The organism is Acinetobacter sp. MYb10 (genome assembly GCF_002980175.2).
GTDB lineage: Bacteria > Pseudomonadota > Gammaproteobacteria > Pseudomonadales > Moraxellaceae > Acinetobacter > Acinetobacter guillouiae.
Genome location: NZ_CP058272.1, coordinates 4,277,207 through 4,291,552 on the forward strand (window position 1 = coordinate 4,277,207; position 14,346 = coordinate 4,291,552).

Annotated in this window: 10 protein-coding genes; 6 read left to right on the forward strand and 4 right to left on the reverse strand. The window is 40.4% G+C overall.

The window, feature by feature from the left end; translation table 11 throughout:
• Position 1: 1 nt before the first annotated feature.
• The 3 genes from CQZ96_RS19935 (at position 2) to CQZ96_RS19945 (ending at position 2,164) form a co-directional block, all read left to right on the forward strand.
• A complete protein-coding gene (locus tag CQZ96_RS19935; RefSeq protein ID WP_105713617.1) occupies positions 2-883 on the forward strand; it encodes a histone deacetylase in 882 nt (293 codons plus the stop codon).
• Between the two features lie 108 nt (positions 884-991).
• Entirely contained in the window at positions 992-1,372 is a 381-nt protein-coding gene (locus CQZ96_RS19940; RefSeq protein WP_034616260.1) for a hypothetical protein, read from the forward strand.
• Positions 1,373-1,390: 18 nt separating this feature from the next.
• Positions 1,391-2,164 (forward strand): AraC family transcriptional regulator, encoded by a 774-nt coding sequence (locus CQZ96_RS19945; protein ID WP_105713618.1) that lies wholly within the window; start codon positions 1,391-1,393, stop codon positions 2,162-2,164.
• A gap of 396 nt (positions 2,165-2,560) precedes the next feature.
• Here CQZ96_RS19945 and nadB read toward each other — a convergent pair whose 3' ends face one another.
• Entirely contained in the window at positions 2,561-4,204 is a 1,644-nt protein-coding gene (nadB, locus tag CQZ96_RS19950; protein WP_004823134.1) for an L-aspartate oxidase, read from the reverse strand.
• Positions 4,205-4,430: 226 nt separating this feature from the next.
• Between nadB and CQZ96_RS19955 the strand changes: the two genes are divergently transcribed.
• Both CQZ96_RS19955 and CQZ96_RS19960 read left to right on the forward strand, forming a co-directional pair.
• Entirely contained in the window at positions 4,431-5,831 is a 1,401-nt protein-coding gene (locus CQZ96_RS19955; RefSeq protein WP_004717154.1) for a Do family serine endopeptidase, read from the forward strand.
• Positions 5,832-5,921: 90 nt separating this feature from the next.
• Positions 5,922-6,368 carry an acyl-CoA thioesterase gene (locus tag CQZ96_RS19960; RefSeq protein ID WP_004717131.1) on the forward strand — a complete coding sequence of 149 codons (447 nt, stop codon included), beginning with the start codon at positions 5,922-5,924 and terminating at the stop codon, positions 6,366-6,368.
• 97 nt (positions 6,369-6,465) lie between these two features.
• Here CQZ96_RS19960 and CQZ96_RS19965 read toward each other — a convergent pair whose 3' ends face one another.
• Positions 6,466-6,999, reverse strand: coding sequence for a carboxymuconolactone decarboxylase family protein (locus CQZ96_RS19965; RefSeq protein ID WP_105713619.1), 534 nt, complete (start codon positions 6,997-6,999; stop codon positions 6,466-6,468).
• A 117-nt stretch (positions 7,000-7,116) separates the two neighbouring features.
• On the opposite strand from CQZ96_RS19965, the gene CQZ96_RS19970 reads away from it, so the two are divergent.
• Positions 7,117-7,980 (forward strand): AraC family transcriptional regulator, encoded by an 864-nt coding sequence (locus CQZ96_RS19970; protein ID WP_105713620.1) that lies wholly within the window; start codon positions 7,117-7,119, stop codon positions 7,978-7,980.
• 108 nt (positions 7,981-8,088) lie between these two features.
• Here the strand turns inward: CQZ96_RS19970 and CQZ96_RS19975 are convergent, their stop codons facing one another.
• Both CQZ96_RS19975 and CQZ96_RS19980 read right to left on the reverse strand, forming a co-directional pair.
• On the reverse strand, positions 8,089-8,949 hold the full coding sequence (locus CQZ96_RS19975) for a glycerophosphodiester phosphodiesterase family protein (protein WP_105713621.1): 861 nt from the start codon (positions 8,947-8,949) through the stop codon (positions 8,089-8,091).
• Positions 8,950-9,033: 84 nt separating this feature from the next.
• Entirely contained in the window at positions 9,034-13,971 is a 4,938-nt protein-coding gene (locus CQZ96_RS19980; protein WP_105713622.1) for a histone H1-like repetitive region-containing protein, read from the reverse strand.
• Positions 13,972-14,346: the final 375 nt, after the last annotated feature.

Sequence of the window (14,346 nt, forward strand, 5' to 3'; positions counted from 1 at the left end):
TATGTTAAATGTTTGTTTTTCTCCACGCTATTTTGCTCAAACACATACCAATAGCATGGAAAAACTTGTTGCAGTCGCAGAGCAACTACAGCAATTTAATGATTATAAATTTCATGAACCACAACAAATTGATCCAGAAATTTTAAAAGCCTTACATTCACCTAAATATGTCGAGGCTTTTTTAACAGGGCAACCCGCAAAACTGGCAACTTTTGCTGGTTTTAAGCCTTGGAATGAACAATTAAGAGATGCAGTGCTCTCCATCAATGCTGGGCAATTGTTGGCAACTGAACTGGCATTCCAACATGGGATTGCCGCCAATATTGCGCAAGGGTTTCACCACGCCAATTATGAATATGGTGGCTCTTATTGCACTTTTAATGGCTTGGCATTAATTGCACAACATTATGCAAATAAACGTATCTTTATTTTGGATTGCGATCAGCATGGTGGTGATGGGACAGCTGATTTTACCCGCAGATTAGATAATTTATATAATTTTAGTATTTACGGTTTGGCTTTTGGCTACCCCACGTATGAACGTGCGGAAAGCCGCCACATTCATACCAAGCATGGAAGTTTTGCTCAATATACTATGGCATTGCATGAAGCGTTTCAGCGAGCGAATGAGTGGAAAGCCGATATTATTATTTATCAAGCGGGGATGGATTGCCATCAAGCAGATCCTTATGGTTCGGCATGGTTTACGACAGAGTTGATTCAAAAAAGAGAGGAAATAGTGTTTAACCTTGCCAAACGTGACAATATTCCGATCATGTTTGTACTTGCAGGGGGCTATCAGAACTTAGATGATTTAGCAAAATTACATGCTGAAACTTTTCATATAGCGCATCGTATTTATTATGGAAAAAATAAAGACTAAACTCGCTGTTAAATTTGGCTGGAATACCGTATTTTTTGGCTGAATTTAGTAATGTACGATCTGTATAAATCAATACAATGATAATTATTCTCATTTATGGCGGTTATCATGTTTATTCAAAATTTAGAAAACTTTCCAATCGTTCGTATTAGTTATCAAGCTGAAGATGCAGTTTCAGTTGATGAAACAATTGCAATTTATGAATCATTATTGAGTCGCAAAGAAACTTTTGTTTTTATCAGTGAAGGGGCCTTTCCTGAACAAAAAAATGATCATGAAGAACGCAAGCAAGTTGCAGCATGGGTTAAAGCAAAACGTGAAATTTTAACGCAATATGTGAAAGCGTTGATTCATATTGAACCTGATGAAAATATTCGACTAGAGACGCAAAAATTTGCCAATAACTTTATTAAGTTTACTGGTTACCCGATGTTTATTGTAGACAATCAACAACAAGCGCAGAAAGTCATCGACGCTGTTTTAAAGTGATAAATGTATAGGTAAACCATGCTTGATAATGTGGATCCTTTTTTTGTAGATCAAATAGACCAAGCAATTATTGTATTAAAAATACATCAGCAAGTTCCTGATTGGGAGCTTGCGTCACATCAGCATGTAAAAAGCCAATTGATGATGACAGTGAATGGCTTAATTACGGTGGAAACACCGTCTGGTATTTGGGTTGTTCCAGCGCAACATGCTTTATGGATTCCGTCAAATGTGCCACATAAAGTCAGTAGTTATGGTGTCTCTTGTGGTTATGTTGCATTCATTGATTCCCAACTTGATCGTCTTTTAGAACCGAATTGCACCATGTTGCAAGTGACAAATTTGCTGAATGCCTTATTGGAAAGAGTTGAAACCTTGTCTGATACGGTGCTTTCAGAAAAAGACTTCCGTTTGCAGCAATGCCTGTTGGATGAAATTCAATCAGTTGTAAAGCCAACATTTTATTTACCCATTCCACAAGATCTTCGTTTAGTTAAATTGACCCGCCATTTATTAAAGCATCCTGAGCAGAATCAAAGTTTGGCTGAATGGGCAAAGTTATGTTGTATGAGTGAACGAAGCCTTACACGAACTTTTCATCAAACGACAGGGATGAGTATTAATCAATGGCGAAGAAAGTTACATGTTGTATTGGCATTACAGTGGTTAACAGAAGGAGATTCAGTGCATCAGGTTGCAATGAAATTAGGCTATGATAGTGATAGCTCATTTATTGTAATGTTTAAGAAAATAATGCAGCTTTCTCCTCGAAATTATATGCAGCAAAAATAACTTTTTATTTTCAAATAGAAGTAGTTTTAGCATTTTATCAAAATGAATTTATAACTTTATGAATCATTAAAAGATTTGCACTGTCACATTTTAGCTTGAAGAGTTTAAATTGATTTGCGTAGACGATACCTCACCTTGTGCTACCACATCCTTGCGCTACAAACAAAGCAGTGCTTTGTTCTTGCTCAAGTGTTTTGTTTTACTCAGAATGAAAAAATCCATTTTTAGTAATTGATGAAACATGATCAAATAATAAAAAAAGCGTTGATTTATATTCAGTGAATTATGCTGATGCATATAAAATTTTGAAACCTCTAAAGCTAAAAGTAAAAATTGATAATATCTCCATAAAAAATAGCCAGAATGATCTGACTATTTTTGTGATTTCAAAGGATTTTAAACTGCTTCATTTACCAATGGGGTTTCAACTGTAAAGTTTGGCGGTGTTAATACCGTTTTTCTTAACTCAGGTGAAAGCTCAGGATAATCAAGCGTGTAGTGTAGACCTCGTGATTCTTTACGCTGCATGGCACAACGAACAATCATCTCTGAAACCATGACCAAATTACGTAGTTCAATCAAGTTCTTACTGACATGATAATCCTGATAATATTCAGTAATTTCTTTCTTCAACATTTCAATACGATGCAATGCTCGTTGTAAACGTTTTGTGGTTCTTACAATCCCGACATAGTTCCACATGGTTTGGCGGAGCTCATCCCAGTTTTGCAGAATCACAACATCTTCATCAGGATTGGTCGATTGTGAAGCATCCCATTCAGGCACGGTCGGTATATCAAAGTGAGGATTAAACTTTGCTTCTATATCCTTGGCAGCACTCATACCATATACAAAGCATTCAAGTAGTGAATTGCTGGCCATACGGTTAGCCCCATGTAACCCTGTATACGACGTTTCACCAATTGCATATAAACCAGCTAAATCAGTTTGGCTATGCTCATCAACCACCACGCCGCCGCAAGTATAGTGTGCTGCTGGAACAACGGGGATCATATCCTTGGTGATATCAATACCGAGTTCTAATAAGCGCGCATATAAGGTCGGGAAATGTTCTTTAACAAATTCAGCCGGTTTATGACTGATGTCTAACCAGACATGACGGATGCCTAAGCGTTTAATTTCATAATCAATGGCGCGTGCAACAATATCTCGTGGAGCAAGTTCGGCACGTTCATCAAAGCGCAGCATAAAGCGTTCACCGTCAGGTAAACGTAAATACGCACCTTCACCACGCATTGCTTCCGTAATCAGAAATGAGCGTGCTTGAGGATGATATAAACAGGTTGGATGGAATTGATTAAATTCCATATTTGCGACACGACAGCCTGCGCGATATGCCATGGCAATACCATCGCCTGTGGCAATATCTGGATTTGATGTATATAAATAAGCTTTCATGGCACCACCACAAGCAAGGGCAGTGAATGGCGCTAAAAAGGTATGAACTTTTTCGTTGTTTTCATCAAGTGCGTAAAGACCCACCGCACGATTGGACTGTTGTTTATGTCCTAATTTATGTGTGGTGATTAAATCAATCGCAATGTAATTTTCAAAAATATGAATATTTTTCTTTTCTTGAGCACGTTGAACCAGTGTGGTCGAAATGGCTTTACCTGTGGCATCGGCTGAATGAATAATGCGACGTTGTGAATGTCCACCTTCACGGGTCAGATGTAATTGTTCATCTTCATCTAATGTAAACTGTACACCATGGTTGAGTAAGAAATCGACAGAAGGGCGACCACCTTCAACGGTATGTTTGACGGCATCAATCTCACATAACTGTGCGCCTGCAATCATGGTGTCATCAATATGCTGTTGAATGGAATCTGTTTCATCAAGTACAGCAGCAACACCACCTTGTGCAAAATATGTGCTTGCATCGGTTAAGGTTGATTTCGCTAAAACAGCAATATTAAAATGTTCAGGCAAAGATAAGGCTAAACTTAAGCCTGCACCGCCACTCCCCACAATAACCACGTCAAATTGATGAGTTGTACTTAAATTAGACATGTCCATCAGCTAATTTGAAAAATGTTTGCTAATAACACTCTTTTTTTTAACAAATTACAATAGTCACATGTGTCAGATTTTAGTATAAATAAGATATTCCAAGACTTTTAATATAAAATTAAGTAAAGTCTTGTTTTATAAAAAAATGTAAACATATTTTTACGTAACGATATTAAATAATATGTTACAAACATTTTTAAGCAAATAATCATCAGATGCAGGTTCGTGAGAAATGAGTAATGGTCTAATACAAAAAGGAATGTATGCAGCAGTATTTACTGTCGCTGCGGCAACATCACAAGTTCAAGCTTCAACACCTGTGGATTTTTCTAACTTGGTTGAACAAGTCAGCCCAGCTGTTGTGAGTGTTAATGTTGTTAAAAAGTTATCTCAGGAAGAGTTGTTACAGCAACAAGTACCTGAAATTCTAAAGCGTTTCTTTGGTAATCAAATCATTATTCCACAACAACGCGCGCCACAAGAAAAGACTGCGTATGGTAGTGCATTTTTTATTAGTAAAGATGGTTATTTACTGACAAATCACCATGTGGTTGAAGATGCATCTAAAGTGACGATTATGTTGAATGATCGCCGTGAAATTGATGCAAAAGTGGTGGGCAGTGATGAACGTACAGATGTGGCATTACTAAAAGTTGAAGGGAATAATTTCCCATCATTATCTGTGGGTAATGTAGATCAACTTAAAGTCGGGCAGCCTGTTCTTGCAATCGGTTCTCCATTTGGTTTTGATTATTCTGCATCAGCAGGGATTGTCAGTGCCAAGTCACGTAATATGATGGGTGAAACCTCTGTCCCATTTATCCAAACCGATGTGGCGTTAAATCCGGGTAACTCAGGTGGTCCGCTATTTAACCAACAAGGTCAGGTTGTCGGTGTAAACTCTCGTATCTTTAGTGGTACGGGGGGGTATATGGGCCTGTCATTCTCTATTCCAATTGATGTGGCAATGGACGTAGTTGATCAGTTGAAAAAGAATGGTAAGGTCACTCGTTCTTATCTTGGTGTAATGTTACAAGATATCGATCGAAACTTAGCGGAAGCTTATAAGTTAGATAAACCAGAAGGTTCGTTGATTACCCAAGTTGCGCCGAATTCACCTGCAGAAAAAGCGGGCTTTAAATCAGGCGATGTGATCCTAAAATATAATGGTTCACCAATATCACGTACTTCAGAATTATTGAATTATTTGAATCGTACTCAACCAAATCAATCTGTTAAGCTTGAAGTTTTACGTGATGATAAACCAAGAGTGATTACAGCAACTTTAACTGTTGCACCAGATGATACCCCTGCAAAAGTTGACAATACCAACACTTCGGCCAAGCCAAATAAAGGGCCTATCATTGGTGTTGCGATTCGTGCCTTAACTGAACAAGAAAAGAATCGTTTAAATGTTAAAGGTGGTGTGTTTATTCAAGATGTGACCAGAGGCGGCTTAGCTGCACAGTCACGGATTTTACCTGGTGATGTGATTACTCAAGTAAATAACAAGAAAGTAAATACACCAAATGATTTTGTTGATGCTATTTCAGAGCTACAGAAAAATACGGTAGCGCGTGTAGCGATTGTTCGTGAAGGGCAACATGCTATGATTGGATTACGTATTCAATAAATACAACTGATCAGAATCAGCCACTCAAAGGGTGGCTTTTTTATGTCAAACTTATACGGATGGTTGAAAAAGTGGAAAAGGAAAGAAGATATGAGTTCAGTATTTGATTTAAAAATCGAAGTAAAACCAGAGCATATAGATGTCTTAGGTCATGTAAACAATGTGGTCTATGTACAATGGATGCAGGATGTTGCATCTGCACATATCGAAACATTGGGTGTTGGACTCGATCAATATTTAGAAATGAAACATGCAATGGTTGCCGTAGAACATCATGTTCAGTATCGCAAAGCAGCAATGTTAGATGATGATATTATTTTGAGAACTTGGTTATACGAGATCAACGCACTTTATTCTTTCCGTCAGTATGCTTTTTTTAATGCCAAAGACCAAAGCTTGCTCTTTACTGGCAATACCAAATGGGCATGTATAGAAATTGCTTCAGGGCGTCCGAAACGGATGTCACCGACGTTTATCCAAGCCTATCAACCCATTGATCCTGAAATAGATCCTTTTGATTTAAGTTCAATTATTTAAATTACTTGGATTTTTAGATGAAGTGCAATAACGCATAAAGGAAATCTTATATTTAATGAAAGCGACCTCTCTGTTTTACAAGAGAGGTCGGTATGTTTTATATCAATTCGATTCGTGGAAAGTCTACTGGCGTATCTAGTGCAATATTGATGTAGTTAGTGAATATATTCAAAGCCACATGCGCCATGATCTCAACGATTTGTTGGTCATTAAAACCTACATTGCGAAGTGTTTCGATATCAGCATCAGTCATCTGAGCTCGTTGATTGACCACCTTTAAAGCAAAATTCAGTGCTGCTGCCGTTTTATCATCAGTTGCTTTTCCTATTTGCGCTTCAGCCATTTCAGCAGCGCTAGCGCCAGCATTTTGACCGAGTACAGTATGTGCTGCTAAGCAATATTCACAGCGGTTTAAATTGGCGATTGCAACAGCAATCTGTTCACCTAATTTTGCACCAAGTGTACCTTTACCTAAAGCAGCAAAAGCGGACCACATGCTTTGTAAAGCTGCTGGCGAATTTGCCACTGCCTTAAACATATTTGGAGTCGTACCAAAAGCTTGTTGAATTTGGGTTAATAAAGGTTGACTTGCTTGGGGTGCAAGTTGAGTGTCAAGGTTGATACGTGACATGTTGTTCTCCTTAAAGGATCGTAGTGATAGTAGAAGTGCATCAAACTTTGATTATTATGTGTAAATTCACTGTATGATTAGATACAATATGTTCATAAAATATATCAATTCGTTCAAATGAAAACTATTCACCCCATTGATCGCCTTTCAGGTCTACTTGACCGTTTCCGTATGCAGGCAGAGTTGTACCATACTGGTGTGTTATGTGGCGTCAGCCATTTTGATGCTTGTGAAGGGTTTGGCTATTTACATGTCTTACGTCAGGGACAACTGGAAGTCAGTCATCCAGCTATGGCGCATTTGCCAAGACGTATGCGTTTTGATGAACCAACGCTACTTTTTTATCCTGGCCCAATTACACATCATTTTCATAACCCGCCCAGAGAAGGGGCTGATTTTACCTGCGCGCGGTTGATACTGGATGGTGGGCAACAGAATCCACTGGTAAGGGCATTACCTGCCGTAATTGCACTTCCTCTAGCGCGTGTACAAGGATTGGATCAGGCGCTTGCGCTATTATTTGCTGAAACAGACCATGCCCGTTGTGGGCAACGATTATTAGCGAATCGGTTATTTGAAGTGGTGGTACTTCAACTATTACGTTGGTTATTAGATCATCCTCATGAAGCAGGGGTAAGCACTGGACTTATTATTGGTCTTTCAGATCCACGTTTGGCGCGCACGCTGGTGGGAATACATGAATATCCAGGTGAATCGTGGACACTAGAGCGCATGGCTGAACTGGCATGTATGTCTAGAACAGCTTTTGCCAATACCTTCCGTGATGTGATGGGACAGACACCAGCTGAATATTTAACAGACTGGCGTATTGCTTTGGCACAAAGTAGATTGCGTGAAGGGCATTCAATTAAAATATTGGCTGAAGAACTGGGTTATGCTAACCCATCAGCATTATCTCGCGCATTTTCAGTCAGGGTAGGCATGTCTCCCCGAGAATGGTTGACCAGCCATCCTGTCTAATGCTTAGTTAATGGTGATCTTTAACGAAAGTAAGATTGAGTAAGACAGTTCAATTTATATTGAACTGTCTGAGTTTAATGATCTATGAGTTGAGTTAACTTAAACACTTCATCGATTGGAAAATTGAGCAGGGGAATCGACCATTACGGCTTCAGCACCTAACTGTTTTGCTATTCGATAGTCTGCTTCAGAATTGATACCGAACAGGACAATACGATTTGCTGCTTGTGTCCTAAAGCAGTTCATAATTTCCTTATCCCAAACAAACTCTGCTTTTGAACGGCCTTCACCTAAGGTATAGGTTTCTACAACCTCAACCTGCCGTCTTAACTCCAAACCATGCCACCCAATTGGTTCTTGAGCAGCCTGACAATTATGGTTCAGCGCGACACGAGCTAAAATATCCCGAGTATCATCTCTTGCAACAAAATACGGAATTTGACCGACCTGTTTGACGGCATCTGTATAACGGCGTTCAGTAGAGTAGAGCCTTACTCGGTTAAGTGAGTTGGTGGAAACGAGTACACGTTTAATAGCCGTAGCAATTTGCACCGGATCTGCATCAGGCGATTTAATATCAATATAAAAAGTGGTTCGAGGAAATTGAGTAAGCACCTGTTGAAGTGTTGGGATACGGATTCCTTTACCTCTCCATGGGTAAATTGTTTGTTGTCCTGCATTGCGGGCGACATTCCATCCAGCATCCAAGCCCTGTAATTGTTTTACAGTATATGCAGAGACCAAACCTTGGCCATTACTTAAAGTATTCAGATTATTAGGGCGATAGAGTACAGGAACACCATCATTACTTAACTGTACGCTGATCCAGATCACATCTGCGTGATTCCTTAAAGCGAGATCAATTGCATAGGCTGTGTTCTCAGGTGCATCTGCCGTTCCACCGCGATGCGCAACAATTAGTGGTGATTGACCAGTTTGATTTGAGTAAGGTGCTGCATTTAATGCCATGCTATGTAATCCATGACCGAATATGCATATCAACATGATGTTTTTAAACAAGCTATTTTTCATAATAATATTGCAACCTATTGATTAAAATTTATAGCCATATTGGAGTCTTATGCCATTTTCACTATATTTTTTCGCGAACTGTCCTTCATAATTGACCGAAAACCCGTGGGTGTTGGCGATATCGACATTGAAACCAAAATTGATGATGCCTGTGTTCTGATTATTGGGAACATCTAAATAACCAGCATCTCCAGCAATCAGTGAGTTATTTGATATAAATGTTAATTTGCCCGCTTTATCATTATTTTTTAAACGGTTTTGCCATGCTAAGCTTGCATTTAAACTTAGAGATGTTGTATCCCATACGTTCCATTTTTGAGATATATCCAGACCGACAGTTGAAGATACACGGTCAATATTCGTTTTTTCACTATTTAGTGAATAGTATCCATTACTTTGTTGAATGGAATCATTTTCTAAGTAGTCGTATGCAACACCGATAAATGGTTCCATATATAGGTTATTGTGTTGCAATGCATAGCCCATCTCAGCGTTCAACTGATAAGTACGACCATTGTATTTTGCATTAAATTGACCATCATTCTGATCATTAAATCGTGATTTAACCTCATTACGTCCCAATGTACCACTGAAACGAAAATTGATTTGATCAATTTGAGTCCCTGTATAGATACCGAACTGATAATTATCGATTTTAGCTTTGGCATTATTTTTGTTATTTAAATCTTTGCTATTAATGGCTGCCGTTATTCCGATTGCCCAATCTCCAAGTGTAGTATCTGCGCCTAAAGCTAGACCCTGCCTCTGAACATTATAATCATGCATCTTGGCATTGCTGAGATTATTCCATTCCCCCAGACGAGACTTGCTTTTTGAGTCTGAAAAATCTATCCAAGCATTATTACTGTTCTCCTGATTACGTTGAATATAGCGTAGACGTTGATTGGTTAAACGACGATTGTGATCCATATCCTGAAATTCTTCTGCCAGAATATCGCCATGAATTGATGCAATTTGGGTCGCTTTTTCAGCTCTAGCTTGCTCCAATAACTTTGCTTCAGCGGCAGCTTTATCGGCAGCGGCTTTATCGGCAGCGACTTTTTCCGCGGCAGCTTTCTCTGCGGCAGCTTTATCGGCAGCGGTTTTCTCAGCAGCGGCTTTATCGGCAGCAGCTTTTTCAGCAGCGGCTTTCTCTGCGGCAGCTTTCTCAGCAGCGGCTTTTTCCGCGGCAGCTTTATCGGCAGCGGCTTTCTCAGCAGCAGCTTTCTCAGCGGCAGCTTTATCGGCAGCGGCTTTTTCCGCGGCAGCTTTATCGTTAGCAGCTTTCTCTGTGGCAGCTTGATCCACGGCAGCTTTTTCAGCAGCAGCTTTCTCTACGGCGGCTTTCTCTGCGGCAGCTTTTTCAGCAGCGGCTTTCTCTGCTGCGGCTTGATCCGCGGCAGCTTTATCGGCAGCAGCTTTCTCAGCGGCAGCTTTTTCAGCAGCAGCTTTTTCCGCGGCAGCTTTCTCAGCAGCGGCTTTATCGGCAGCAGCTTTCTCGGCAGCAGCTTTTTCCGCGGCAGCTTTATCGGCAGCGGCTTTCTCTGCGGCAGCTTTATCGGCAGCAGCTTTCTCTGCGGCAGCTTTTTCCGCGGCAGCTTTCTCGGCAGCGGCTTTTTCAGCAGCAGCTTGATCCGCGGCAGCTTTATCGGCAGCAGCTTGATCCGCGGCAGCTTTTTCAGCAGCAGCTTTCTCAGCGGCAGCTTGATCCGAGGCAGCTTTATCGGCAGCAGCTTTTTCAACAGCAGCTTTTTCAGCAGCGGCTTTCTCTGCTGCGGCTTTATCGTTAGCAGTTTTTTCAGCAGCAGCTTTATCGGCAGCGGCTTTCTCAGCGGCAGCTTTATCGGCAGCAGCTTTTTCCGCGGCAGCTTTATCGGCAGCGGCTTTATCGGCGGCAGCTTGATCCGCGGCGGCTTTCTCGGCAGCAGCTTTCTCAGCAGCGGCTTTATCGTTAGCAGCTTTCTCAGCGGCAGCTTTATCGGCAGCGGCTTTTTCAGCGGCAGCTTTTTCAGCAGCAGCTTTCTCAGCAGCAGCTTTTTCAGCAGCAGCTTTTTCAGCAGCGGCTTTCTCGGCAGCAGCTTTTTCAGCAGCAGCTTTATCGGCAGCGGCTTTCTCAGCAGCAGCTTTATCGGCAGCGGCTTTCTCAGCAGCAGCCTTGTCAGCGGCGGCTTTCTCGTTAGCAGCTTTCTCTACGGCGGCTTTCTCTGCGGCAGCTTTATCGGCAGCGGCTTTATCGGCAGCAGCTTTTTCAGCAGCAGCTTTCTCAGCGGCAGCTTTTTCAGCAGCAGCTTGATCCGCGGCAGCTTTATCGGCAGCGGCTTTTTCCGCGGCAGCTTTCTCAGCAGCAGCTTTCTCAGCAGCGGCTTTTTCCGCGGCAGCTTTTTCAGCAGCGGCTTTATCGGCAGCGGCTTTCTCGGCAGCAGCTTTTTCCGCGGCAGCTTTTTCCGCGGCAGCTTTTTCCGCGGCAGCTTTTTCCGCGGCAGCTTTTTCCGCGGCAGCTTTCTCAGCAGCAGCTTTTTCAGCAGCGGCTTTTTCCGCGGCAGCTTTCTCAGCAGCAGCTTTATCGGCAGCGGCTTTCTCTGCGGCAGCTTTATCGGCAGCAGCTTTCTCTGCGGCAGCTTTATCTGCAGCAGCTTTTTCCGCGGCAGCTTTATCTGTAGTTAAATCCCTGAATTGTAATTTAAGTTTCTTATCTTCTTCAGTTTTTGTTAATTCTGGTTGAATATTTTCAGTAGCAATCGATGTAAGATAGTTATTATTAAATATTCCATTAATTTTTGTAGCATCCATTAAGGTATATTCATTACCTTGATAGCGGAGGGTATCATTTTTCCCAAGTAATTTATCTGGGCTTTGTTCATAGGTCTGGAAGTTAGCTCCATTTAAATAAGCATTACCCCGAACAACCAATTTGTCCACTTGCTCATTTTTGTCTCTAATTTTGGCTGAATATGTGGCGTCAGGGCTAAATTTAATATCTCCATTAATAGTAAATGTACTAAATCCTGTTTGATTGTAAAGTGATGGTGCAAATCTGCCACTATTGATTTCGATTGTTGCAGACTGACCTTGACCAGAAAGTGTCCCTAATTTATTGACAATAATGCCTGAAGATAAAGATCCTGTGATATCAATACCACCTTCATTAATGAAAGTATTGCCTGCATAGGTATTGTTTCCCGATAACTGTAATGTTCCACTGCCTTTTTTAATCAGACCACCGCTACCAGCGATATTGTTTGACCAAATATCGAATGAACATTCAGCTGCATCGCAACTACGTTCTCTGGTTGTGCCAATATCATATTTTATCCCTTGGCCCATATTGACGGTGAAATCACCATTTCCAAAAGTATTGGCCAGATTATCCAGATCATCACCCAAATTTTGTTTTACATCCTCAGCAAGCATGTTTTTTACATCATCCGCTGAAGCAAACATTGCTGGTCCTTTAATGGCGTTTTCCAGATCAATTTTTCCCCAACCAAAGTATTTATCAATTACTTTGGCACGACCATCAGTCACTCTACCATTTTCATCCATATCAGCTGCTGTGGTTTTTAAAACAGAAACGGTCTGGCTGGAGCTCATATAGGGAAAGCGTTCCATAAGAACAGCGAGAGCACCTGTGGCATGTGGTGCGGCCATCGAGGTTCCAGTCATATACTCATAATTATCAGCAAGCTTTCCATCTTCAACTTTAAATGTTGAACTATAAATCCCTGTTCCGGGCGCTGCCACACACCACAATGCGGTATAACCACATTGTGAAGACCCTGTATACAGTGTTTCTTTGGTGCTATCGTCATTCACCAAAATTTGAGTTTGTCGAAGACCTTGACCGACTTGTTCCCACAAATAGTCTTCTTTGCCAATTGCAAGATTTGCTTGACGTAAATATTTTTTATTTTGAAAAGTAACTTCAAAAAATTGTAAATCATCACCCGCACTGAGCGTTTCACTATCTTCTGGAACAGTGATTTCTTTACTGCGAACCAATGTTAGATTACTGACAGTAAGATAATTGGGCAGTAAGTCATTATAAACGATAGGCATCCCTTGAAAGGCACCAGGTTCGTTATAATGATTGTAATTTCCAGCAGCAAAAACGTTGACTACGCCTTGTTTTCCAGCTTCTCGAAGGGCCCTGATTTGGTTGACAAGCCCATTGTTTGATTTGTCATTTGCCCCAAAATTGAATTTTTGACCATTACGCTCAATTATACCGTCTTCAGCTTCAACTACATCTTTCACTGTAATTGAAATTTTAGATTCCCCCCTTTTCGTGGGGGTGGTCGTATATATGACTTGATTTAAAAAATCATAGGGTCTGTTTTTATCAGACTTTTTTTCAAAGTCTTTTACTGTTGATGTGCTTATACCATCGATACCAATCAAGTCTTTCCATTGAGGATCTCCAGGATTGATGCCATAGTCTTTATCTCCCTCTGTACCCCAGCTATTATTAATTAGACGAACTGCCGTAGTGTCGAGAAAAGGGTAAATATTATTATTCATATGTTGTGCAAAAATATCTGCACCATAGGCTACGCCGTGCATGCCTTGATCATTCTTTTTAGCGCCAATGATCCCAGAAACATGGGCGCCATGAGTATAATCTTCTGCATTGAATCCATCAGCTACTTTACTGCCGATACTTAAGTCTGAATTATGTTCTTTACCATCTTTATTGGGGGTTACAAATGTAAGTTTTTCAGTAAGTTCACTTATTCCTGAGGGAAAGTCTGAATCTGCAACCCCAATGGCAATTCCCTTACCCGTATAGCCTTTTTCATAAGCATACTGTGCACCAATACGACTTAGTCCCCAATTGGCATTGTACTCATCAGTTTCAGCACGCAGTGGTACTGCAAAGGAGGACGATGTAATAATCGGATACCCCAGCAAAATACTACGTAACAGTATGCTTAACGTTTTTTCTTTAAATATACGTTTCATCTAAATTTTTTAACCCTGTAAGTTTTTGTTTCTGTCGTTTATGTATGTGGAAAGAAAATAACTCAGTGATTTTTAACTTAATTTAAACCATGCCATCATTTATATTTAATATTGTAAATATATGATTTTACCAAGGTTTATATATTTTTTGTCGAGCCTTTACGTTCGACAAGTAAATGAATCATTTGGATGTTATTTAATTTATTTTGTCCTGTGACAAAATAAATTAAATAATGGGACGATATCATAATGATTTAAATAATCAATTTTTTTTGCATAAATAATTGTAAAAATTATACGATTTTTATAATCAATTCTTATGCGTTGATTGACTGACTATCATCATGTGTCGCTGAGAAAATACACTTAAATAAA

Excerpts from the sequence above, each read along its gene's own strand:
- CQZ96_RS19935 (WP_105713617.1), top strand. The coding sequence starts at position 2 with ATGTTAAATGTTTGTTTTTCTCCACGCTATTTTGCTCAAACACATACC.
- CQZ96_RS19940 (WP_034616260.1), top strand. The coding sequence starts at position 992 with ATGTTTATTCAAAATTTAGAAAACTTTCCAATCGTTCGTATTAGTTAT.
- CQZ96_RS19945 (WP_105713618.1), top strand. The coding sequence starts at position 1,391 with ATGCTTGATAATGTGGATCCTTTTTTTGTAGATCAAATAGACCAAGCA.
- nadB (WP_004823134.1), bottom strand. The coding sequence starts at position 4,204 with ATGGACATGTCTAATTTAAGTACAACTCATCAATTTGACGTGGTTATT.
- CQZ96_RS19955 (WP_004717154.1), top strand. The coding sequence starts at position 4,431 with ATGAGTAATGGTCTAATACAAAAAGGAATGTATGCAGCAGTATTTACT.
- CQZ96_RS19960 (WP_004717131.1), top strand. The coding sequence starts at position 5,922 with ATGAGTTCAGTATTTGATTTAAAAATCGAAGTAAAACCAGAGCATATA.
- CQZ96_RS19965 (WP_105713619.1), bottom strand. The coding sequence starts at position 6,999 with ATGTCACGTATCAACCTTGACACTCAACTTGCACCCCAAGCAAGTCAA.
- CQZ96_RS19970 (WP_105713620.1), top strand. The coding sequence starts at position 7,117 with ATGAAAACTATTCACCCCATTGATCGCCTTTCAGGTCTACTTGACCGT.
- CQZ96_RS19975 (WP_105713621.1), bottom strand. The coding sequence starts at position 8,949 with ATGGCATTAAATGCAGCACCTTACTCAAATCAAACTGGTCAATCACCA.
- CQZ96_RS19980 (WP_105713622.1), bottom strand. The coding sequence starts at position 13,971 with ATGAAACGTATATTTAAAGAAAAAACGTTAAGCATACTGTTACGTAGT.